General features: G+C 68.6%; 22 protein-coding genes, 1 pseudogene and 1 riboswitch. Of the genes and pseudogenes, 13 read left to right on the forward strand and 10 right to left on the reverse strand.

The genetic code is table 11. The features are described 5' to 3' along the window. Positions 1-591: 591 nt before the first annotated feature. Complete coding sequence (locus IMT31_RS11510; RefSeq protein ID WP_345358523.1) at positions 592-1035, reverse strand: DUF302 domain-containing protein; 444 nt, start codon at positions 1033-1035, stop codon at positions 592-594. A gap of 57 nt (positions 1036-1092) precedes the next feature. Continuing rightward, positions 1093-1350 (reverse strand): metal-sensitive transcriptional regulator, encoded by a 258-nt coding sequence (locus IMT31_RS11515; RefSeq protein WP_345358526.1) that lies wholly within the window; start codon positions 1348-1350, stop codon positions 1093-1095. Between the two features lie 192 nt (positions 1351-1542). Here IMT31_RS11515 and IMT31_RS11520 point away from each other — a divergent pair, with 192 nt between their 5' ends. From IMT31_RS11520 to IMT31_RS11545, 6 genes are all read left to right on the forward strand, one after another. After that, positions 1543-1839 (forward strand): rhodanese-like domain-containing protein, encoded by a 297-nt coding sequence (locus tag IMT31_RS11520; RefSeq protein ID WP_345358529.1) that lies wholly within the window; start codon positions 1543-1545, stop codon positions 1837-1839. 52 nt (positions 1840-1891) lie between these two features. Next, positions 1892-2764: a sulfite exporter TauE/SafE family protein gene (locus tag IMT31_RS11525; protein ID WP_345358532.1), complete on the forward strand. Its 873-nt coding sequence runs from the start codon at positions 1892-1894 to the stop codon at positions 2762-2764. Positions 2765-2835: 71 nt separating this feature from the next. After that, entirely contained in the window at positions 2836-3213 is a 378-nt protein-coding gene (locus tag IMT31_RS11530; protein ID WP_345358535.1) for a thioredoxin family protein, read from the forward strand. 49 nt (positions 3214-3262) lie between these two features. After that, positions 3263-4582, forward strand: a complete 1320-nt coding sequence (locus IMT31_RS11535) for an MFS transporter (RefSeq protein ID WP_345358538.1) — start codon at positions 3263-3265, stop codon at positions 4580-4582. Further along, positions 4579-5853 carry an MFS transporter gene (locus IMT31_RS11540; RefSeq protein WP_345358541.1) on the forward strand — a complete coding sequence of 425 codons (1275 nt, stop codon included), beginning with the start codon at positions 4579-4581 and terminating at the stop codon, positions 5851-5853. Before IMT31_RS11535 ends, IMT31_RS11540 begins: the two co-directional genes overlap by 4 nt. Positions 5854-5979: 126 nt before the next feature. After that, positions 5980-6312 carry a DsrE family protein gene (locus IMT31_RS11545; RefSeq protein ID WP_345358544.1) on the forward strand — a complete coding sequence of 111 codons (333 nt, stop codon included), beginning with the start codon at positions 5980-5982 and terminating at the stop codon, positions 6310-6312. 123 nt (positions 6313-6435) lie between these two features. On the opposite strand, the gene IMT31_RS11550 is transcribed toward IMT31_RS11545, so the two are convergent. The 4 genes from IMT31_RS11550 to IMT31_RS11565 form a co-directional block, all read right to left on the reverse strand. Beyond that, positions 6436-6927: a hypothetical protein gene (locus IMT31_RS11550; RefSeq protein WP_345358547.1), complete on the reverse strand. Its 492-nt coding sequence runs from the start codon at positions 6925-6927 to the stop codon at positions 6436-6438. Positions 6928-6946: 19 nt separating this feature from the next. Further along, positions 6947-7708 (reverse strand): cytochrome c oxidase assembly protein, encoded by a 762-nt coding sequence (locus tag IMT31_RS11555; RefSeq protein ID WP_413542869.1) that lies wholly within the window; start codon positions 7706-7708, stop codon positions 6947-6949. 118 nt (positions 7709-7826) lie between these two features. Next, complete coding sequence (locus tag IMT31_RS11560; RefSeq protein ID WP_413542870.1) at positions 7827-8336, reverse strand: DUF2243 domain-containing protein; 510 nt, start codon at positions 8334-8336, stop codon at positions 7827-7829. A gap of 223 nt (positions 8337-8559) precedes the next feature. Next, a complete protein-coding gene (locus IMT31_RS11565) occupies positions 8560-9021 on the reverse strand; it encodes a hypothetical protein (RefSeq protein WP_413542871.1) in 462 nt (153 codons plus the stop codon). A 317-nt stretch (positions 9022-9338) separates the two neighbouring features. Between IMT31_RS11565 and IMT31_RS11570 the strand changes: the two genes are divergently transcribed. The 3 genes from IMT31_RS11570 to IMT31_RS11580 all read left to right on the forward strand — a co-directional run bounded on the left by IMT31_RS11570 (position 9339) and on the right by IMT31_RS11580 (position 11773). Further along, positions 9339-10802 (forward strand): MBL fold metallo-hydrolase, encoded by a 1464-nt coding sequence (locus IMT31_RS11570; RefSeq protein WP_413542872.1) that lies wholly within the window; start codon positions 9339-9341, stop codon positions 10800-10802. Next, positions 10799-11407 (forward strand): rhodanese-like domain-containing protein, encoded by a 609-nt coding sequence (locus IMT31_RS11575; protein ID WP_159554352.1) that lies wholly within the window; start codon positions 10799-10801, stop codon positions 11405-11407. Before IMT31_RS11570 ends, IMT31_RS11575 begins: the two co-directional genes overlap by 4 nt. Positions 11408-11593: 186 nt before the next feature. Continuing rightward, positions 11594-11773 carry a hypothetical protein gene (locus IMT31_RS11580; protein ID WP_413542873.1) on the forward strand — a complete coding sequence of 60 codons (180 nt, stop codon included), beginning with the start codon at positions 11594-11596 and terminating at the stop codon, positions 11771-11773. Positions 11774-11908: 135 nt separating this feature from the next. Here the strand turns inward: IMT31_RS11580 and IMT31_RS11585 are convergent, their stop codons facing one another. Genes IMT31_RS11585 through IMT31_RS11595 form a run of 3 tightly spaced genes read right to left on the reverse strand, consistent with a single transcriptional unit; the run spans position 11909 to position 14685 of the window. Continuing rightward, on the reverse strand, positions 11909-13087 hold the full coding sequence (locus tag IMT31_RS11585; RefSeq protein WP_413542874.1) for a hypothetical protein: 1179 nt from the start codon (positions 13085-13087) through the stop codon (positions 11909-11911). Next, positions 13084-13944 carry a cytochrome c biogenesis CcdA family protein gene (locus tag IMT31_RS11590; RefSeq protein WP_413542875.1) on the reverse strand — a complete coding sequence of 287 codons (861 nt, stop codon included), beginning with the start codon at positions 13942-13944 and terminating at the stop codon, positions 13084-13086. Before IMT31_RS11590 ends, IMT31_RS11585 begins: the two co-directional genes overlap by 4 nt. A gap of 6 nt (positions 13945-13950) precedes the next feature. Continuing rightward, positions 13951-14685, reverse strand: a complete 735-nt coding sequence (locus IMT31_RS11595) for a DsbA family protein (protein WP_159554344.1) — start codon at positions 14683-14685, stop codon at positions 13951-13953. Between the two features lie 97 nt (positions 14686-14782). On the opposite strand from IMT31_RS11595, the gene IMT31_RS11600 reads away from it, so the two are divergent. The 3 genes from IMT31_RS11600 to IMT31_RS11610 are packed head-to-tail and all read left to right on the forward strand — an operon-like array spanning position 14783 to position 16727. Continuing rightward, the gene (locus IMT31_RS11600) at positions 14783-15358 is read left to right on the forward strand and encodes a hypothetical protein (RefSeq protein ID WP_413542876.1); all 576 of its coding nucleotides are present in this window, start codon (positions 14783-14785) and stop codon (positions 15356-15358) included. Beyond that, positions 15355-15750, forward strand: a complete 396-nt coding sequence (locus IMT31_RS11605; RefSeq protein WP_413542877.1) for a BlaI/MecI/CopY family transcriptional regulator — start codon at positions 15355-15357, stop codon at positions 15748-15750. The genes IMT31_RS11600 and IMT31_RS11605 overlap by 4 nt, the downstream gene beginning before the upstream one ends. A gap of 20 nt (positions 15751-15770) precedes the next feature. Further along, positions 15771-16727 carry a M56 family metallopeptidase gene (locus IMT31_RS11610; RefSeq protein WP_413542878.1) on the forward strand — a complete coding sequence of 319 codons (957 nt, stop codon included), beginning with the start codon at positions 15771-15773 and terminating at the stop codon, positions 16725-16727. Positions 16728-16986: 259 nt separating this feature from the next. On the opposite strand, the pseudogene IMT31_RS11615 reads toward IMT31_RS11610, so the two are convergent. Further along, a pseudogene (locus IMT31_RS11615) lies at positions 16987-17265 on the reverse strand (recombinase family protein); the annotation flags it as partial. Between the two features lie 239 nt (positions 17266-17504). Beyond that, positions 17505-17613: riboswitch (TPP riboswitch) on the forward strand. Between IMT31_RS11615 and thiC the strand changes: the two are divergent. Then, positions 17611-19341, forward strand: coding sequence for a phosphomethylpyrimidine synthase ThiC (thiC, locus tag IMT31_RS11620; protein ID WP_413542428.1), 1731 nt, complete (start codon positions 17611-17613; stop codon positions 19339-19341). Its footprint overlaps the riboswitch before it by 3 nt. The last annotated feature ends 52 nt before the right edge of the window (positions 19342-19393 follow it).

The following is a 19393-nucleotide window of genomic DNA, read 5'->3' on the forward strand; positions in this document are numbered from 1 at the left end:
TCCGTATCGTTTTGTCCCCGACGGTGTAACGGGCACCCGTTATGAATGAACCCATGACCAAAGCCCGTAGAGCGGTCCATCCGGGCGTCCTACGCAGACCGTGGCAAGCGAGCCGCGTACCGGCAAACGTGGTCGGACAGGGCGGGAGCGGGATCAGCTGATCAGCGCTCGAGAGGTGGATCGACAGCTTCGGCCGCCCCGTCCAGGGCGTGCCGTATGGCGCCCCGTTGTCGATTTCAGAAGTCGACGGCACGGATGTCAGGAGTGGCCTGCACTAATCACCTAGGTGACGCCAGGGTTCTCCGTTAGCCGACCCTCTACCGGTGGCCCTCCGTGCTGACCTGGGTTGTTGAATGTGAATGGCGGTGCACCCGGTCGTGTGAGAACCCGCCCTTCAAGCGTTCTCCGCAGACAGGTTCACCACCGGGTATACCCGTCCCGCAGGAGTGTCCAGCGACATGGTGTACTGCGGACGGAGGTGTCCAGTCCAGGACCCTTCGTGGTGACAGGCAATGGCCGGCGCCGCCCCTGCACCTGCGGGGCATCTGGGTACTGGGGGTAAGGCTACGGGCGTAGGGGCGCCCGGCAGGTTCAGCGGACCGGGTCGGAGTCCGGGTGTGCGGGGCCTGTGTGGTCGAGGCTGGCCAGGGCGGCGCGCAGACGAGTGTCGGCGTCGTCGGCAACCTCGCGGACCTGGGGGCTGTCGCTGAGGCGGACCATGGTCTGGGCGTCGATGGCCTCGATGATGGTGTGCTGGCCGTCGGGCCCGCGGCGGACCACGACATTGCACGGCAGCAGGGTGCCGAGTTGCGGTTCAGCCGCCAGGGCACGGCTGGCCAGGGCCGGGTTGCAGGCGCCCAGGATCACGTACTCGCCGAGGTCCGCGGCGGCGTCGGGGCCGAGCTTGTCGGCGAACGTGGCGGTGATGTCAACCTCGGTGAGGATGCCGAAGCCCTCCTCGCCCAGGGCCTGTCGGGTGCGTTCCACGGCCTGCTCGTAGGACAGGGGGACGGTGATCGAATGCGTGTACGCCATGCTGGACTCCTTCGTGGACGATTGCGGTGTTCCCCAGCCTGCCCGAGGTCGGGCCGGTCAGGCTAGGGAGAGGAAGAGCTTCTCCAGGTCCTTCTTGTCCAGGGTCTCCTCCGGATTGGCCAGGCACTGCTCCAGTCCGCTGGCGATGATGGCGAAGCCGGCGCGGTCCAGGGCCTTGGACACCGCCGAGAGCTGGGTGACGACGTCCTTGCAATCGCGGCCCTCCTCGAGCATCCGCACCACGGCGGTGAGCTGGCCTTGGGCGCGCCTGAGGCGGTTGAGTACGGGGGTCATCTCGGTGGCGTCCAGTTGCACGTGGTCTCCTGAGGTCGGGGCGTGCCATCCATTCTATACCCCAGGGGGTGTCTTGCATACCCCTGGGGGTATCGTGCATACTGAGTCGAGACAGGCTCTGCCTGTGACCGGATACCTGCTAGACAGCCCGGCTTTGGCCTGAGCGCCACGGATCCGTCCCCTTTGATGTCCCCGATACGTTGAGGAGTAGTCATGCCCGAGATCACCATTGCCGAGGCCGATGAGCGCCGGGCCCAGGACCAGATTCTGGATGTGCGCGAGGATGTCGAGGTCGCCGAGGGGATGATCCCCAGCGCCCTGCACATTCCCATGGACCAGCTCGGTTCCCGGCTGCAGGAGCTGGACCGGTCCCGCCCGGTGATCGTGGTGTGCCGCAGCGGCAACCGCAGCGCCCGGGTGGCCGAGGCGCTCAATCAGGCCGGCTACACCGCTGACACCATGACCGGCGGGATGGTCGCCTGGCAGGGCGCCGGACTGCCGGCCCACTGAGCCCGGCCCCCCGACCGACGACTGCTGACCGCCGACTGACAAGGACGCTGCCATGACGCTCACCCTTCTTCTGACCCTGCTGCTCTCGGTGCTGATCGGGCTCTCCCTGGGCCTGCTCGGCGGCGGCGGATCGATCCTGACCGTGCCGATCCTGACCTATGTCGCCGGCCTGGATCCCAAGGAGGCGATCGCCGCGTCCCTGTTCGTCGTCGGGGTCACCTCCGCCTTCAGCGCCATCACCCACGCCCGCAACCAGCGGGTCAAGTGGCGCACGGGGCTGATCTTCGGCGCCGCCGGCATGGCCGGGGCCTTCGGTGGTGGCCTCCTGGGTGGGTACATCCCCGGTACCGTCCTGATGATCGCATTCGCCTTGATGATGGTGGCCACCTCGGTGGCCATGATCCGTGGCCGCAAGAACAAGGCCGCGACGAGCCATGAGGGCGAGCTGCCGGTCCTCAAGGTCCTGGCCGAGGGCCTGGTCGTCGGCCTGGTCACCGGCCTGGTCGGCGCCGGAGGTGGCTTCCTCGTGGTCCCGGCCCTGGCCCTGCTGGGCGGGTTGTCCATGCCTGTGGCCGTGGGCACCTCCCTGGTGGTCATCGCGATGAAGTCCTTCGCCGGACTGGCCGGGTACCTGACCACCGTGTCCCTGGACTGGATGCTAATCGGGGCCGTGACCGCCGCCGCGATCGCCGGCTCGGTGCTCGGGGCCCGGCTGGCCGGAAGAATCCCGGAGGCCGCCCTGCGCAAGGGATTCGGGGTTTTCGTGCTCATCATGGGCGTCTTCGTGCTGGTCCAGGAGTTGCCCGGCGCCGCCGGATTGATCGTCGGGGCGGTCGCCGCCCTGGCGGCCGTGGCCGCCGCCGTGTGCTGGTTCGCCGTGCCCAGTTGCCCGATCCGCACCGCCAGCACCACCAACCTCACCTGAGCGTCCCCCACCCATTCCAGTCGGTACATACCGACCGCAGATGACGAATCACCACTGACAAGGAGACCCCCATGGCCACCATCGACCTCACCGACCAGGACTTCGCCGGCACCATCCAGGACAATGACATCGTGCTCGTGGACTTCTGGGCCGCCTGGTGCGGGCCCTGCCGCCGGTTCGCCCCCACCTACGAGGCCGCCTCGGCCCAGCACCCCGATGTGATCTTCGCCAAGGTCGACACCGAGGCCGAACTGGCCCTGGCCGGGGCGGCGGGCATCAGCTCCATCCCCACCCTGATGGCCTTCCGCGAGGGCGTGCTGGTCTTCTCCCAGCCCGGCGCGCTGCCGGCGCCCGCCCTCGAACAGGTCATCACCGCCGTGAAGGACCTGGACATGGAACAGGTCCACGCCCAGGCCGCCGCCCAGTCCGACCGGACCGAGCAGGCCTGACCGACACCGACCGGACCATCACTGCCCACGAGAGGGAGAGTACGGCTGCGTGAGGACTCCTAGCGCTACGGGGCGCCGCCCGGACCCCCGGCCCGTGCTGGGCCTGCGGCAGAACCTGGCCCAGTTCACCCTGTTGGTGGCCGTCAATGCCCTGGTCGGCGGGACGCTCGGACAAGAGCGGACGGTGCTGCCACTACTGGCCACCGACGTGTTCGGCCTGGAGCTGTACACCAGTTCGCTGACCTACATCCTGGCCTTCGGGGTGGCCAAGGCCGCCACCAACTACCTCGCCGGCACCCTCAGTGACCGCTACGGGCGCAAGCCGGTGCTGGTGGCCGGTTGGCTGATCGCCCTGCCGGTGCCGGTGCTGCTGATCTACGGGCCGTCCTGGGACTGGATCGTGGCCGCCAACGTGTTGCTGGGCATCAGCCAGGGGTTGACCTGGTCCACGACCGTGGTGATGAAGATGGACCTGGTCGGCCCACATCGCCGCGGGGCAGCCATGGGCCTGAACGAGGCCGCCGGCTACCTCGGGGTCGCCGCCACGGCCATGGCCACCGGCTATCTGGCCGCCGAGTACGGGTTGCGTCCGGCCCCGTTCCTGCTCGGAGCGGCCTACATCGGACTCGGGCTGGGACTGTCCGTGCTCACCGTGCGTGAGACCCGGGACCACGCCCGCCTGGAGGCCGCCGGTCACGCCGGTGCCCGGCCCGAGGCCCACGCGGGCCTGAGCAGCGCCCAGGTCTTCACCCTGACCAGCTTCCGCGACCGATCCCTGTCCTCGGTCAGCCAGGCGGGGATGGTCAACAATCTCAACGACGGGCTGACCTGGGGGCTGTTCCCGGTGCTGTTCGCCGCGGCCGGGCTGTCCCTGGGCCAGATCGGAATCCTCGCCGCGGTCTATCCGGCCGTGTGGGGTGCCGGGCAGTTGGCCACCGGGGCCCTGTCGGACCGGTGGGGCCGCAAGTGGTTCATCGTGGCCGGGATGCTCACCCAGGCCCTGGCCCTGGCCCTGATCGCCGTCGGCTCCGGATTCGGGGCATGGTTGGTGGCCATGGTGCTGCTCGGGGCAGGAACGGCGATGGTCTACCCCACCCTGCTGGCCGCCATCGGCGACGTCGCCCACCCGGCCTGGCGGGCCCGGTCGGTGGGCATCTACCGGCTCTGGCGTGACGGGGGCTTCGCCGCCGGCGCCGTGATCGCCGGCCTGGTCGCCGACGCCTTCGGTATCCCCACAGCGGTCACCGTCGTCGCCGCCCTGACCGCGGCCTCCGGCACCGTGGTGGCCGTGCGCATGCGGGGCCGCGACCACAACCCCGGACTTTCCCTGCCCACCGCCACCCGCCATCTCAGGAGCCCTCACCCATGACCACCACCGTCCCGGATCTGCACGCCGTCCAATCCCGGACCGTGCGCACCCTGTCGATCGCGCAGGTCTTCTCCGGACTGGGCAACGGCTCGACCCTGGCCCTGGGTTCGATCCTGGCCGTGGACCTGGCCGGCTCCGAGGCCTGGGCCGGGTCCGTGAACACCGCCCTGACCCTGGGCACCGCCGCCACCGCGATCCCGCTATCGCAATTGGCCCTGGCGCGCGGACGCCGAGCGGCCCTGACCACGGGGCTGAGTGCGGCCATCATCGGGGCCGTACTGATGGTCGCCGCCGTCCTCACCGGGCTGTTCCCCCTGCTGCTGGCCGGAGCCTTCCTCGTCGGTCTCGGATCGGCGGTCAACCTGCAGGCCCGCTTCGCGGTCACCGATCTGGCCGTCCCGGACCGCCGCGGCCGGGATTTGTCCCTGGTGGTCTGGGCGATCACCATCGGGGCGGTCGCCGGGCCGAACATGGTCGGCCCCGGAGCCGTCCTGGCCGGCTGGCTGGGCATCCCCGCCCAGGCCGGCCCGTTCGTGATCTCCGCGGCCGGCATGGTCCTGGGTGCGGGCATCATCGCGGTGTTTTTGCGCCCGGATCCGCTGCTGACCTCCCGGACCCTGGACGGAGGCGCCCCCGCGCGCTCGGGGCCCACCGCCAGCAGGAACCCCTGGCGGGCCGGCTGGCAGATCCTGCGTGCCCATCCCACCGCGGCCGCCGCGGTGACCGCCGTGATCGCCGCCCACGCGGTAATGGTCGCGGTGATGTCGATGACCCCGCTGCACATGCAGCATCAGGCCGGGGCCACGGCCGGGCACCTGGACACCATCACGCTGATCGGGTTCACCATCTCCCTGCACATCGCCGGCATGTACGCCCTGTCCCCGGTGATGGGATGGCTCACCGACCGCCTCGGCCCCACCCCCACCGTGCTGGCCGGCATGGGCACCCTCGTCACCGCCGTCGCCCTGACCGGGCTGGTGCCGGGGCACATGGGGGCGGTCACCGCCGGACTGGTCCTGCTCGGGTTGGGTTGGTCCGCAGTCACCGTGGCCGGCTCCACCCTGCTGGTCTCGACCCTCGACCCGGCCCAGCGGGTGCCGGCCCAGGGCTTCTCCGATGCCACCATGTCCCTGGCCGGGGCCGTCGGCGCAGCGGCCGCCGGGCCGGCCATGGGCATGATCGGCTACCCGGGCGTCAGCGCCCTGGCCGCGCTATTGGTCATCGCCGCCACGCTGGTCCTTCTCCGCCTGAACCGCGCGACTCGCCGATAGCGCAGCTGTCCCCGGACCGGTGGCGATTCGTCAAGGTCCACCTGGGGTGTGCCGCGACACCTAAGGTGAGATCAGCCCGCGTTCACCGCCCGATCGCCAGCTCACGTCCGTAGCGAAGGAGTGCTCATGCATCGCACCGTCGTGCACCTCAACGACGCCGATCCGACGAAGATCCAGACCGTGTTGCAGAACCTCACCAACCTATACACGGCCCTGGGCCCCGACCTGCGGGTTGAACTGGTGGCCCACGGTCCCGGCATCGCCGTGGCCACCGAGCCGGCCGGCGAGCTGCTAACCGGCCTGCTGGAGTCCGGTCTGCAGCTGTGTGTCTGCCAGAACACTCTTACCGCCCGCGGCCTCACGCCAGATCGGATTCACCCGCAGGCCACCGTCGTGCCTTCCGGGGTGGCCCAGCTGGTGATCCGCCAGAGTGAGGGGTGGTCCTACCTGCACCCGTGAGCCGGGCCCCATAATTCCGTCATCGGCGCCCTCCGTGTGCATCGATGCAATGAACCATTCCCGTAGGACGACTGGTGGTGCCCGTGCCGACTTCCGGCGCGCACCGGCGCCGGGACGGGAGAACTAGTGGCTGGTGCGCCCCCGGGTGGAGGCCAGTACCGGGGCCAGGGCGCGGTCGGCGATCATGCCGGTAGCCACGGAAAACACGGCCTTGTGTAGGACGTCGACCACCTGCTCACGCACCGGCCAGGTGGCCGGCGGGGCACCGACCCCGGTGGCGTTCTCGATGGTCTGGTCGAAGCCCAGTCTCACGACGGTATGCCAGGCATTGGCATGGGCCCCGCGGATCCCGGTGACCGCCCAGATTCCGCGCAGCGCACCGAGGGTGGCGGCGGTGGAATAGTGCATCAAATGGTTCCACACCACCGGCCGGTCCGTGTCGCCGGGGTGCTGCCCGAGCAAGGTCAACAGGGCCCGGGCTGGCACGTAGGAGTTCGGTCGGTGGGTGATGGCCTGTTCGATCTTCTCACCCACCACCATCACTACCCCTCCGGCCAGGCCGGCCGCCGCACCGGTGCCAGCTGCCTGCAGGATGCCGCTGAATCGTGATGACATGCTCGTTCCTCTGCTTCGTTCAGTGTTCTCTGTCTACCTGGAGATCTCGGGTGCTCTGGGGTCCGGATGGAGAGTCCGCTGCGGCTTTGGGTCGGGTGGCTGAGTACCACCCGGCGAAGAGCAGCACGATCAACACCACGTCGACGGCATCCCCGCCGTAGTACATCAGTTGCGCCCCTGCCTGGCCATCCGTGACCTCGACTCCGGCCGGCGGATGGGCGTAGAGCCATTTGGCCAGGATCGAGTGAGCGGCGATGAAGGCGATCAGCACCGCTGAGCGCACGGGAACCGAAGCCCGGTGCGGGTCCGGGTCCCTCCCCACCAGGGAGGCGGTGAAGAGGTAACCAGCTAGGAAGATGTGGGCGTGCACCAGCCCGTGGATCAGTGCCGAGGTATGCATCTGCTGATACAGACTGGTGGTGTAGAGCACCCACAGCCCACCGGCATTGAGCACGGCCGCGACCATCGGGTAGGTGATGATCCGCACGTACCGGCTGCGCAGCAGCCGAGTCAGTGACCGGGCCCGGGCCACCGGCACAGCCCGCAAGATCAGGGTGACAGGCGCGCCTAGAACCAGCAGCAACGGGGCTAGCATCCCAAGCAACAGATGCCCCAGCATGTGGGCAGTGAAACTGGTGTGAGCGGCTGCGGCGACCGGGCCGAGGAGCCCGGCCGCGGCGCAGACCAGACCGGCGTACCAGGCCACGGTCCGGCGCGCCGACCACGGGCTGCGGCCCCGGGCCGCCCACAGGCAGGCCGCATAACCAACCGCGGCTGTCACCAGGGCGAGGACGACCACAGCATCAAAGAGCGCCCACCCCCAGGCTTCGGTCCCCAGGACCGGGCCATGACCGGCGCCACCGCGCCCGCTACTGTGGTCGTGATCCATCACCAGATACTCAGTCCGTGACGCGGGTCGGCTGGGTGCGCCAAAGGATGAGAACCCCGATCATCAACAACAACACCGCCGAGCCGATCCACGCGATGTCATAGGGCAGCAGGTCCACTCCGGAGCGGACCTGATGGATTCGCAGCACCTTGTGATCGACTACCCCGTCGGAGAGCTGAAAAAACCCGACCCCGGCAATCACTGCCCCTGTCCAACGCTTCCAGATCACCTCGGTCCGACGGCGAACGTCGGCCAGCAGAAACAGTCCCCAGATGGTGATGAACCACCCGAAGGCGTGAAAGAACCCATCTGCGGTCAACGCCACCTGCGTGGTGGACAGATCGTAGAAGTGATGCCACTGCAGGCCCAGGTGAAAGATGAACAGGTCGATCATCGACGCCGCGATCCCACTTCCGAACAGGAACCCCGAGGCCACCGTGCGCCGATCCAGGGTGGTCCCGGACCCCCGGCTCGCCTCGGGTACTGCACCCCGGCCTGCACTCGTCTCAGCAGCAGACATCCAAACCTCCCAGCATCGCGGCCCCTGTGGCCATCGTTTCCCTTACCAGTGGGCCCCTCAACACCTCCATCGCTTCTTCACTCGTTTCTGCCCCGGTTTCCGTCGCGGACTTCCCCCAGCGACGGGCAGCCGCGCAGATCGGCCCACCGACTACGCCTGTGAACGACGTTCGCAGCAGCCGGTTGCAGGACGCACCCCGAGGATGCCCGGCGCATGGCCGCGCTCAACGCGTCGCCCCGCGCAGGGCCTCCTCGGGGTTCACTTCTTTGGTGGACGTCACGAAGTCCCCGCGGAGGGCTTTGAGGGCATACTTCTCCAGCTCGATCTCCTTACGGGTGCGTACCCCCAGGCGGCGGAAGAGGACCACAGGCGGGCACCACCCCTGGATGGCATGCTGGAAAAGGAACGGTAAGACAACACCAGGCAGCAGCAGCCACTTCCGGCTGACGGTAGCGCCGAGCACGGTGCCCACGAAGGCCAGGGACGAGGCGTTGAGCTCCAACACGCGCTCGATGTCCCATTCGCGTTCCAGCTCGTCGATGCGCACGGAGATCTCCCCGGCGGACGCCTCGGCGTAGGACTCCACCCGCTGCTTGATCTTCCGGTCCAGGTCGACCTGGGTGCCCTCCGGAGTGACCGCGCGCACCGGGTCGGGCATCTCAAGGGGCGTGTGCTGACCCGTCATGGCCGTCCTTTCACTCGATCATCCGATCGATCATCGCCCTTCGCTTGGGTGGGACTTGACGGAGATCGCAATTACGGGGTCGGGACAGCTTCGGCACCGCTACTGCCTCGTACCGTCAGGTATCGGCCACCCTACCCACCGGCTCCTCCCGGGTGAACTCTCGGTCACCAGCAAATCTCTGGCGAACGGGGCGCGCCCGCTAAGACGCGCGTGCGACCGCACGCCCCCACTTGCATACCCAGGGGGGTATGCAATACGGTAGGGGGTATCCGGAACGCCGGAACCCGAACTTTCGCTCCCGACCCGCAGGAGGAATCATGCTTCTCGAGCGCATCTACGACGAGGACCTGGCCCAGGCCAGCTACCTGATCGGCTGCCAGGCCACCGGCGAGGCCCTCGTCGTCGACCCCCGCCGCGACATCCGGCAGTACCTGGAGCTGGCCGCCCACCACGGCATGCGGATTACCGTCGTGGCCGAGACCCACATCCACGCCGACTTCCTCTCCGGCACCCGCGAACTCGCCGCGGCCACCGGCGCCACCCTCTACGTTTCCGGCGAGGGCGGGGAGGACTGGGCGTATGGCTTTGACGCCGAGCTGCTGCGTGAGGGCGACACCATCGCTCTGGGCAACATCACCGTCAGCGCCCGCCACACCCCCGGCCACACCCCCGAGCACCTGTCTTACCTGGTCACCGATGGGGCCTTCACCGACGAGCCCGGCTACTACCTGACCGGGGACTTCGTGTTCTCCGGTGACGTGGGTCGCCCGGATCTGCTGGACGAGGCCGCCGGGGCCCAGGACACCCGCTTCGCCGGGGCCAAGGACCTGTTCGCCTCCCTGAAGGAGGCCTTCCTGACCCTGCCGGACCACGTGCAGGTCTACCCCGGCCACGGGGCGGGCTCGGCGTGCGGCAAGGCCCTGGGCGCCCTGCCGTCCACCACGGTGGGCTATGAGCGCAAGTTCGCCTGGTGGGCCACCTACCTGGCCAACAACGACGAGCAGGGCTTCATCGACGAACTGCTCGAGGGCCAGCCGGACGCGCATGCCTACTTCGCCCGGATGAAGCGGCAGAACAAGGTCGGCCCGGCCCTGCTCGGTGAGCGCTCGACCCCGCGCTCCTTCACCGCCGACGAACTGGCCCGAGGCCTGTCCGATGGCACCTTGGCCCTCGTGGATACCCGCCCGGTGGATCAAGTGCACGCCGGCACCGTGCCCGGAGCCTTGAGCGTCCCGTCGCTGGGTAAGGCCGCCACCCACATCGGTTGGGCGTACGACCCGGAGGCCGATGACGCCGGCCTGGTCGTGCTGGCCGAGGATGCGCAGGCCGCCGCCGAGTACGGCGACCACTTCGTGCGCGTGGGCGTGGATGGTCTGGTCGGCTACACCCCGACCCTGGAAGGCCTGCCGGCATCCATCCCGCAGACCGTCGCCCCGGCCGAACTGGACGCCTTCCTGGCTGAGCATGACTCCGCCGTGCTGGTGGACGTGCGCAACCGCACCGAGCACTCCGAGGGCCATGTTCCCGGCTCCCGACAGCTCAACGCCGGCAAGGTCATCTTCCACCCGGACCAGCTGCCCGCGAAGGACGCTGGCCCGTTGGTGACCTACTGCCAGTCCGGGGTGCGCAACGCCGTGGCCGCCGCCGCCCTGCGCCGGACCGGTTACGACGTCGTCGAGCTTGAGGGCAGCTACGCCGCCTGGTCCGCCTGGAACACCGGACAGGACACCGCCCAGAACACCACCACAGTGCAGAACGAAACCTCAGGAGCAGCCCGATGACCGTAACCGCCACCGCACCTAAGACCCGTTCGGTCACCCCGGACGAGCTGCGCCAAAGACTGAACCAGGACCAGGACCTGATGGTCGTCGACGTTCGCACCCCGGGCGAGTTCGAGACCGTGCACATCCGCGGCTCCTACAACGTGCCGCTGGACCTGCTCACCGAGCACACCGATGACCTCGCAGAGCGTCTGGCCGGACACGTCGTGCTGGTGTGCCAGTCCGGCACCCGCGCCGGCCAGGCCCGGCAGAAGCTGCAGGCCGTCGGTTTCGAATCCGCAGAGGTGCTCGAGGGCGGTGTCGCCGCCTACGAGGCGGCCGGCGGAGACGACGTCGTGCGCCGGGGCAACCGGTGGGCCATGGACCGCCAGGTCCGCCTGACTGCCGGCACCCTGGTGCTGGCCGGCACCCTCGCCGGCCAGCTGGTGCACCGCCGCCTGGGCCTGGTGGCAGGGGCGATCGGCGCCGGCCTGGCCTACTCCGCCGCCTCTGACTCCTGCGCGATGGCCTCGATACTCTCCCGCATGCCGTGGAACCGCGTCGAGGCGGTTCCATCCCTGACCTCCTTCTTCGACCAGGTCCCCACCGCCCTGCAAGCCCGCTGAGCCGAGGTCCGGAAGGTTCTACCCATCCCTTCCAGACCCTCACCCCTAGACCCCCGACCGCGGGGGCACGCCCCCCTTCATCGCCCCCGCGGCCGGGCCCACCGTCTTCATCTGGGTCACCGATCCTCCCCGCCCGACCCCGTGCCTTCCGCCGGGCAGGAGCGCCCGCTTCGAAAGGAACCGACCATGTGCCGATCCGTCACCTGCCGCGTCTGCGGCAAGACCACCTGGGCCGGCTGCGGCCAGCACATCGACCAGGTCAAGCGCACCGTCCCCGCCGGGAACTGGTGCCCTGGCCACGACCGCACCGAAGCGCCGACCAGCACCCGGCGCCCCGGCCTCCTGGCCCGCCTGTTCGGGCGCTGACGCCCCCCCCAGCACCCATGCCGCCCGCGGCTGAGGCCCTACCGGCTGTGTCCGGTAGGGCCTCAGTCGCCGAAGAACCCGTGGTGTACCCGGTGAAAAGATGCCTATCGGCGGGCAGGGTGCCCCCGGTCACTTTCAACCAGAGGCGCCCGGTTCAGGGACGAGGGTGACGATGAGGTGACGTGACCCCTTGCCCACAAACAGCGCGGCCCCCTCTGCGGTGAGGTGCGCCGGGACGAGGATGGTGCCGGTCCCGGTGGGGTCGTAGGCGTCGGCGACCTCGCCGGTGATGACGTTGTGCACCCGGACTGCTTCGTCGTCCCGCAGGTAAACCAGGGCCCCGCCAAGCGCGGCGAGACGAGTGTCGCTGGCGACGGTGAATGACCACAATTGCTGACCGTCCCGGGTCGCATGCAGGCCGGCCTCGTCCAGAATGACGACGGCGCCCGTACCAGGGTCCGCGGCGGCGTCGCGGGCCGTGTCGCTGAGGATGGCGCCGTTGCGCAGATCAATGAGCAAACCCCGGGAGTGCTCGGTCTCCAGCAGGACCAGCCCGTTCGCGGCGGCTGCAGTCCCGGAGGAGTCCACGGCGGCGATGACCTCACCGTGCTCGGCCAACGGGATGCTCCAGAGTTCTTGGTCATCGGCGATGTCCAGTGCGGTGAGGGCGTGGTCTCCGCTGACGAGCACCGTCCCGTGGTATTCGCCGACGACCCGGTCGGAGGAGTCGGATATCGAGGGCACGGCGCGGCCGGTGGTTGAATCCAGGACCGTGCGCGACCTCACCCTCGCCGCCGGATCCTCGGATGGTCGAGCGAAGACGAGGCCGGGCCCCACCTGGGGACCGGGAACCTCCACGGGACCCCACACGTGTTCCCCGGTAGCCAACACGTAGGCCGTCGCGGTGACCGTGTCGGGCTCGGTGCCGGATCCCTGGTGGGCGTCCGTGAGCACGGCCAGTGAACGCCCGTCGGCGTCGGCGGTGAGCGCGAACCCGGTGTCCTCAGCGGGGCGCTCGGCCACCCACCGCACTTGACCGTGGACATCGACAGCGGAGAACCGCCGCAGAGCCTCCTGTTCTGCGACCCCCACGAAGATGCCGTCAGCGTATTGTGGGGCGCTGGTCCACCCGGGGTCCACCACCCTCAACCCCGTGAAGGGTGTGGGCAGCCGCAGGCCACGGGTATCCACCGCGGGCAGCGGCTCCTCGGCCGGATGCGGGTCCCGCACCGGCTCCGGTAGCCCACCAGCGCACCCGGTCAAGGCCAGAACCACGGCCATGATGAGAGCCAGGGCCCGGAGGCCACGGATCATGATCCGCCCACTGGGCGGGTGCCTGCCGTGGAGCGGTCGCGCCGTCGTCGCCGCGCCCACACGATGAGCACCGCGCAGACCAGGACCAGGATGGCAAGGATGTCCACGACTGGATTGGCCAGGACCGCCGACCCCTCCTGCAACCAGGCCTGGGCCTCCAAAGGCAGCAACTCCGGGGCGGTGACCAGGCCGTTGGTGGTCCAGAAGACGACGCCCACTCCGATGAGGATGAACCCGGTGAGCATGGAGGTGCTGTGCAGTTCGCGGCCGAAGACCGTGAAGGCCCGGCCACGCAGCACCCGCCGGCCCCGGGCCCCCAAGCGGCCCCAGAGTGCGGCGATCAGCAGCAACGGGGCGACCATACCGGCCCCGTAGACGGCCAGCAGTGTCCCGGCGGAGACCATGTCACCTCGGGCGGCGGCCAGAGTGAGCACGGCGCCAAGGATCGGGCCGGCGCAGAAGCCAGCAACCCCGCTGGCAGCACCCAGCAGCAGCGTCTTGACCCACCCGGTCGCCGTGGTCGCCCGCTCCTGCAGATGGGCCGCGCCGGGCAACAGCCGGGCCGGGTCGAACCCGAACCCGAGCAACTGCACTACGCCCAGCACCACCAGCAGCACCGAGGCACTGAGCACGATCACCTCGCGGTGCGTGGCGAAAAGAGTCCCAATGGCCCCCGCGCCCACGCCCAGGGGCACCAGCACGAGCAACAATCCGACGTAGAAGACCGCCCCATGGGCGAGCAACCGGGGCCCGGCCCCGACGGTGGAGGCGAAGAACGCGGGCATCAACAGGGCCGCGCACGGGCTGAGCAGGGCCAGGGCCCCGCCCAGGAAGGCGCTGAGCAATCCAATATCCATACGGACTCACTCCGATCCGGTCAGGGCCTGGTCGAAGGCGTCCTGGAACACCTGCGAGGGCTGGGCGCCGACGATGGGTTGGCCTCCCAGCACAAACGTCGGGGTCGAGTAGGCGCCCAGCCCCAGCCCCAGCTGTTCATTGGTGGCGATCTGCTCGGCCGTCTGAGCCGAGTCCATGTCCTCGGCGAACTGGTCGGGATCCAACCCGAGTTCCTCGGCCAGGGCGGTCAGCGCCTCCTCGCTCAGCTGCCCCTCGGACCGCTTCTGCCCGTCCTGGAACAGGGCGTCGTGGTACTCCCAGAACGCCCCCTGCAGTGCGGCCGCATAGGAGGCGCGGGCGGCCCGCTCCGAGGCCGGACCAAACACATTGACGTCCCGCCATTCGATGCGCAGGTCACCGGCCTGAACGTGCTCCATCATCAGCGGAAGGGTCTCCTCGCTCCAGCGCGCACAGAACGGGCACTGGTAGTCAGAGAAGACCACGAGCGTCACCGGCGCTTCCACCGGGCCGGCTGCGAGCAGGTCGTCGGGGTCGTGGCGTTCGGCCTCGGATAGATCCGGCGGTCCCTCGACCTGTGTCGGCGCCGACTCCACCGGTGTCGATGGTGCAGCAGCGCCGTCGGAGCCCGAACCGCCCAGGGCGGACATCATCACTGTCCCGACCAGGAGGACCGCGACGGCCACCAGGACGGCGGGCACCATCCAGGCTCTCTTCTTCGTTGAACCGTTCTGTGCGTTCATGCCTCGGGGCCCTTTCCTCGCTGACGCTTTGATGCCACGATCGACTATCTTACATAGTCGACTATGATTCATAGTCATCCTCGGGCAGGATGGAGCCATGAGGACTGCACCGCGCCAACCGACATTCCCGACCCGGTCCATCACCGAGGCCGTTCAGGCGCTCCGATCATGGACGGGGCGCCAGGTGCTGGTCGCGACAGCAGCGGCACTGGTGTTCGGCCTGGTGCTGGGGCTGGCGACGGTATTGATCCCCAACACGTTCTTCACCCGCGAGATCCCCCCGGTGTGGTGGAACTACCCGGTATGGGTCCTCACCTCCGTACTGTCCGGGATGCTCGTGGCCACCTACGTGCGCGGGCGCGTCGACACCGCCGGCGCGGCCACCCCGACGAGCCGCGTTAGGGTGGAGGACGGCAGTGATGCTGCGGAACAGCGCACGAGCCGGCTCGGTGTCGCCGGGGGCCTGCTGGCATGGTTCGCCGTGGGATGCCCGGTGTGCAACAAGCTTGCCCTGCTAGCGCTGGGCTACTCCGGGGCCATCACCTGGTTCGCCCCCATCCAGCCGTACCTCGCCCTCGGCGCCCTGCTGCTGACCGGCATCGCCCTGCTGGGCCGACTCCGCGGACAGTTCGCCTGCCCAGTCCCTACCTCGAGGATGGAGGCCGCCCGATGACCACGCCTGGCATCGCAGCAGAACCACCCCGCCTGGGTGCCCTGGAAGCACAAGTGATGGACGCGCTCTGGGACCACGGTCCCGGCACCATCAGGGACATCATCAACCGGCTGTCTCACGACCCGGCCTACACCACGATCGCCACCGTGCTCCGCAACCTCGACGGCAAGAAGCTGGTCACCGCCCTGCGGCAGGGCCACTCCACGCGCTACGAGGCGAGGATCCCCCGGGAGGAGCATGTCGCCTCCGTGATGAGGCACGCCCTGGAATCCAGCCGCGACCGTACCGCGTCCATGCTGCACTTCATCGACACGATCCCTCCCACCGACCTCGACCTGCTGCGCAACTACCTCCGTGCGCGCACGGATGGAGCGGACGGAGGGGGGCGGTGATCGCGGAGAGTCTCACCGTAATGCTGGTCCTCGCACTGACCATCTCGGCGCTGGCCGGCCCGTGGGTGCTCAGACGGGCTGCTCCTGCCCTGGTCCGCGCACCCCGAACCTCCGCGGCGCTACTCACCGGCAGCGTTGTCAGCTGGGTCATCACCGCCCTCGCCCTCGGGCCACTGCTGGCGTGGATCACCTCCGGCCCGGTGCTCTTACCCGGCAGCGCCGCCGACGTCTGCCAGCGCTGCCTCGCCGCCGCCAACCCGTTCCCCACCGCAACCATCGACACCGGGATTCCCGCTGCGGTGTTGCTGGCCCTGTCTGCACTGGGTGCTGCCGGCCTTGCCATCATGGTCGGCGCCGAGGCCCACCGGCAACGCCGGGCGACCACGCGTACCGCGCACCGGCTGCGAGTCTGGGCCGAGCCCCGACAGGTCCTCGGTCACAGCGTGCTCGTCATCGACGACGCCCGACCGTTCGCCCTGACACTCCCGCGGCGCCACGGCGGAATCTTCATCTCCAAGGGGGCGTTACGGGCCCTGACCCGCGATGAACTCGCCGCAGTCCTGGCCCACGAACATGCCCACCTGTATCAGCGCCACCACCTGATCACCACCACCGTGGCCAGCATCTGCCGGCCCCTGCGCTGGTTGCCAATGATGGTCGCCGTCGAGGACGCGCTCGGGCACTACCTCGAGATCGCCGCCGACGACGCCGCCCGCCGCCGCGTCGGAACCCCCGCCCTGGCCAGCGCTCTGCTCACCCTCGGCGAGCACGCCCACCACGCCGGGCATGAGGCACCCCTCGACGGTGCCCTGCACGCCCTCGGTCCCGACCGGATCCGTCACCTCGTACAACCCCACACCGGACCGGCCGGATTGCTCGCCGCTCTCACGACCACCTCCTACCTGGCCACGCTCGTCCTGCTAGCCACGACTGTGTATCTGCCCTACCTCGGTGCCGCCTTGTCTGGATGCGCCTGACCAACTACAGCGAAGGGCAATCAGTAAGCCGGCCGCGGGACATCACCATGGGCCTCGAAGCTGTCATGCCGGTCACCGTGCCGGTCGCCCGCACGGTCTGATAGCTGCTCCTGGGCCGTTGCCCAACCAGTTCCGCGGGTGGAACCTGTGGCGCGCCTCGAACTTCCTGTCCGGGATCGGGCTGCTGATGGCCGCCTCGGCGCTCAGCTCCCGCCGCTACTCCGCGACCGCTTCGGGGTGCATACGTACCAGCACCTGCTCATCGACGTTGCGCAACCACCTTGTTACCTGCCTCCCGGAGTTCACCGGTGGGTGAGACGTGGCGGTAGAGCGTCTGACGAGTGATGCCCAACTCCTTGCACAGCGCGCTGACGTTGGTGTCCTTCTTGCCCATCGAGGCCATCGCCAGGCGGATCTTGGCCGGGGTCATCTTGTAGGGCCGGCCGCCCTTGCGGCCCCTGGCCCGGGCCGAGGCCAGGCCGGCCTTGGTGCGTTCGGAGATCAGCTCGCGTTCGAACTCGGCCAGGGCGGCGAAGATCCTCGCCTGCACGGAATATCAGAAGGGGTCTGCACCAGTCCGGGGTGCTGTTCGTTCGCTGGGCTGTTGGTTGGCCCAGGGAGTGCGTCCGCCTCGGCAGTTGCGGACAGGGCTCGTCAGCTGCCAGTGATTCCTCATGCACCGCGTCGCTGGGAGGGCCTGCTTCCGAGGAGGGGGCCGTAGGGGGACACCAGTCATCATCCATACCGGTGGTACCGGCACGCCGGGTGCTAGGGTTTTTTTATCCACACGGGTGCCCTATGCAGGGGCTGAGATCGGACTTATGCCGTCCGCGACCGTTGAACCTGTCCGGGTCATGCCGGCGAAGGAAGTAGGAAACCAGTTATGAGCTCCATGAATTCACATTTGCTCGCGTATGCTCGCGACCCGGAACACGGCATTAGCGTCCCTGTCACGGAGATCGCATTGGAGGACTCTCCGAACGGGGTGAAGAATCCACCGTTTACGGCGTATCGGACGGCCGGGCCCGGAAGTGATCCTGTGGTCGGCCTGGAGCCGTTCCGGTCCGGATGGATAGAGTCCCGGGGTGACACCGAGGCTTACGGCGGGCGGGAACGGAACCTGCTTGACGACGGTAAGTCCGCCGTGCGCCGGGGCGCGGCGTCCGCGGAGTGGAAGGGCGCGCAGCCGGTGCCCCGCCGCGCCCTCGACGGCAAGACCGTAACGCAGATGCACTACGCCCGTCAGGGCATCATCACCCCCGAGATGCGGTTCGTGGCAGTGCGGGAAAACTGTGACGTCGAGCTGGTGCGCAGCGAAGTGGCCGCTGGCCGGGCCATCATCCCGAACAACATCAACCACCCCGAATCCGAGCCGATGATTATCGGCAAGGCCTTCCTGGTGAAAATCAACGCCAACATTGGCAACTCTGCCGTGACAAGTTCCATTGCCGAGGAAGTGGACAAGCTGCAGTGGGCGGCCCAGTGGGGCGCCGACACCGTGATGGACCTTTCCACCGGGGATGACATCCACACCACCCGTGAATGGATCATTCGCAACTCGCCTGTCCCGATCGGGACCGTGCCGATCTACCAGGCGCTGGAGAAGGTTAACGGCGAGGCCAATGACCTGACCTGGGAGATTTACCGGGATACAGTGATCGAGCAGTGCGAGCAGGGGGTGGATTACATGACCGTCCACGCCGGGGTGCTGCTGCGCTATGTGCCGTTGACGGCGAACCGAGTGACCGGCATCGTGTCCCGCGGCGGGTCCATCATGGCCGGCTGGTGCCTGGCCCACCACAAGGAGAGCTTCCTCTACACTCACTTCGATGAGCTCTGTGAGATCTTCGCCAAGTACGACGTCGCCTTCTCGCTGGGCGACGGGCTGCGCCCGGGATCAATCGCTGATGCCAACGACGCCGCCCAGTTCGCCGAACTGGACACCCTGGCCGAACTGACCAAGCGCGCCTGGAAGTACGACGTGCAGGTCATGGTCGAAGGCCCCGGGCACATCCCCTTCCACCTCGTCCGCGAAAACGTCGAACGCCAGCAGGAGCTCTGCGACGGCGCTCCCTTCTACACCCTCGGCCCGCTGGTGACCGACATTGCGCCCGGCTACGACCACATCACCTCGGCCATCGGCGCCACCGAGATCGCCCGCTACGGCACCGCCATGCTCTGCTACGTCACGCCCAAGGAACACCTCGGGCTGCCGAACAAGGACGACGTGAAGACCGGAGTCATCACCTACAAGATCGCCGCCCACGCGGCAGATCTCGCCAAAGGCCACCCCGGAGCCCAAGAACGCGATGATGCCCTGTCCAAGGCACGCTTCGAGTTCCGCTGGCGCGACCAGTTCGCCCTCTCCCTGGACCCGGCCACGGCCGAGTCCTTCCACGACGAGACCCTGCCCGCCGAGCCGGCCAAGACCGCGCACTTCTGCTCCATGTGCGGACCAAAGTTCTGCTCCATGCGGCTCTCCCAGGACATCCGCGACCAGTTCGGGGGCATGTCCGAACAGGAAGCCATCGCAGGAATGGAGGCCAAGTCCACCGAATTCCGCGAATCCGGCGGGAAGGTCTACCTGCCGGAACCGGTCCTGCCCCGCAGCTAGGAGCCGGTCAGGGCCGGCCCTTCAGGGCCGGTCCTGACCCGTCCCTGGGCTT

This window comes from Citricoccus nitrophenolicus (assembly GCF_047305825.1).
Classification (GTDB): domain Bacteria; phylum Actinomycetota; class Actinomycetes; order Actinomycetales; family Micrococcaceae; genus Citricoccus; species Citricoccus nitrophenolicus.

Bases quoted from the DNA above. Each gene is read 5' to 3' on its own strand.
- IMT31_RS11510 (WP_345358523.1), bottom strand. From the start codon at position 1,035: ATGGCGTACACGCATTCGATCACCGTCCCCCTGTCCTACGAGCAGGCC.
- IMT31_RS11520 (WP_345358529.1), top strand. From the start codon at position 1,543: ATGCCCGAGATCACCATTGCCGAGGCCGATGAGCGCCGGGCCCAGGAC.
- IMT31_RS11525 (WP_345358532.1), top strand. From the start codon at position 1,892: ATGACGCTCACCCTTCTTCTGACCCTGCTGCTCTCGGTGCTGATCGGG.
- IMT31_RS11530 (WP_345358535.1), top strand. From the start codon at position 2,836: ATGGCCACCATCGACCTCACCGACCAGGACTTCGCCGGCACCATCCAG.
- IMT31_RS11540 (WP_345358541.1), top strand. From the start codon at position 4,579: ATGACCACCACCGTCCCGGATCTGCACGCCGTCCAATCCCGGACCGTG.
- IMT31_RS11545 (WP_345358544.1), top strand. From the start codon at position 5,980: ATGCATCGCACCGTCGTGCACCTCAACGACGCCGATCCGACGAAGATC.
- IMT31_RS11550 (WP_345358547.1), bottom strand. From the start codon at position 6,927: ATGTCATCACGATTCAGCGGCATCCTGCAGGCAGCTGGCACCGGTGCG.
- IMT31_RS11560 (WP_413542870.1), bottom strand. From the start codon at position 8,336: ATGTCTGCTGCTGAGACGAGTGCAGGCCGGGGTGCAGTACCCGAGGCG.
- IMT31_RS11565 (WP_413542871.1), bottom strand. From the start codon at position 9,021: ATGACGGGTCAGCACACGCCCCTTGAGATGCCCGACCCGGTGCGCGCG.
- IMT31_RS11570 (WP_413542872.1), top strand. From the start codon at position 9,339: ATGCTTCTCGAGCGCATCTACGACGAGGACCTGGCCCAGGCCAGCTAC.
- IMT31_RS11575 (WP_159554352.1), top strand. From the start codon at position 10,799: ATGACCGTAACCGCCACCGCACCTAAGACCCGTTCGGTCACCCCGGAC.
- IMT31_RS11580 (WP_413542873.1), top strand. From the start codon at position 11,594: ATGTGCCGATCCGTCACCTGCCGCGTCTGCGGCAAGACCACCTGGGCC.
- IMT31_RS11585 (WP_413542874.1), bottom strand. From the start codon at position 13,087: ATGATCCGTGGCCTCCGGGCCCTGGCTCTCATCATGGCCGTGGTTCTG.
- IMT31_RS11590 (WP_413542875.1), bottom strand. From the start codon at position 13,944: ATGGATATTGGATTGCTCAGCGCCTTCCTGGGCGGGGCCCTGGCCCTG.
- IMT31_RS11595 (WP_159554344.1), bottom strand. From the start codon at position 14,685: ATGAACGCACAGAACGGTTCAACGAAGAAGAGAGCCTGGATGGTGCCC.
- IMT31_RS11600 (WP_413542876.1), top strand. From the start codon at position 14,783: ATGAGGACTGCACCGCGCCAACCGACATTCCCGACCCGGTCCATCACC.
- IMT31_RS11605 (WP_413542877.1), top strand. From the start codon at position 15,355: ATGACCACGCCTGGCATCGCAGCAGAACCACCCCGCCTGGGTGCCCTG.
- IMT31_RS11610 (WP_413542878.1), top strand. From the start codon at position 15,771: ATGCTGGTCCTCGCACTGACCATCTCGGCGCTGGCCGGCCCGTGGGTG.
- thiC (WP_413542428.1), top strand. From the start codon at position 17,611: ATGAGCTCCATGAATTCACATTTGCTCGCGTATGCTCGCGACCCGGAA.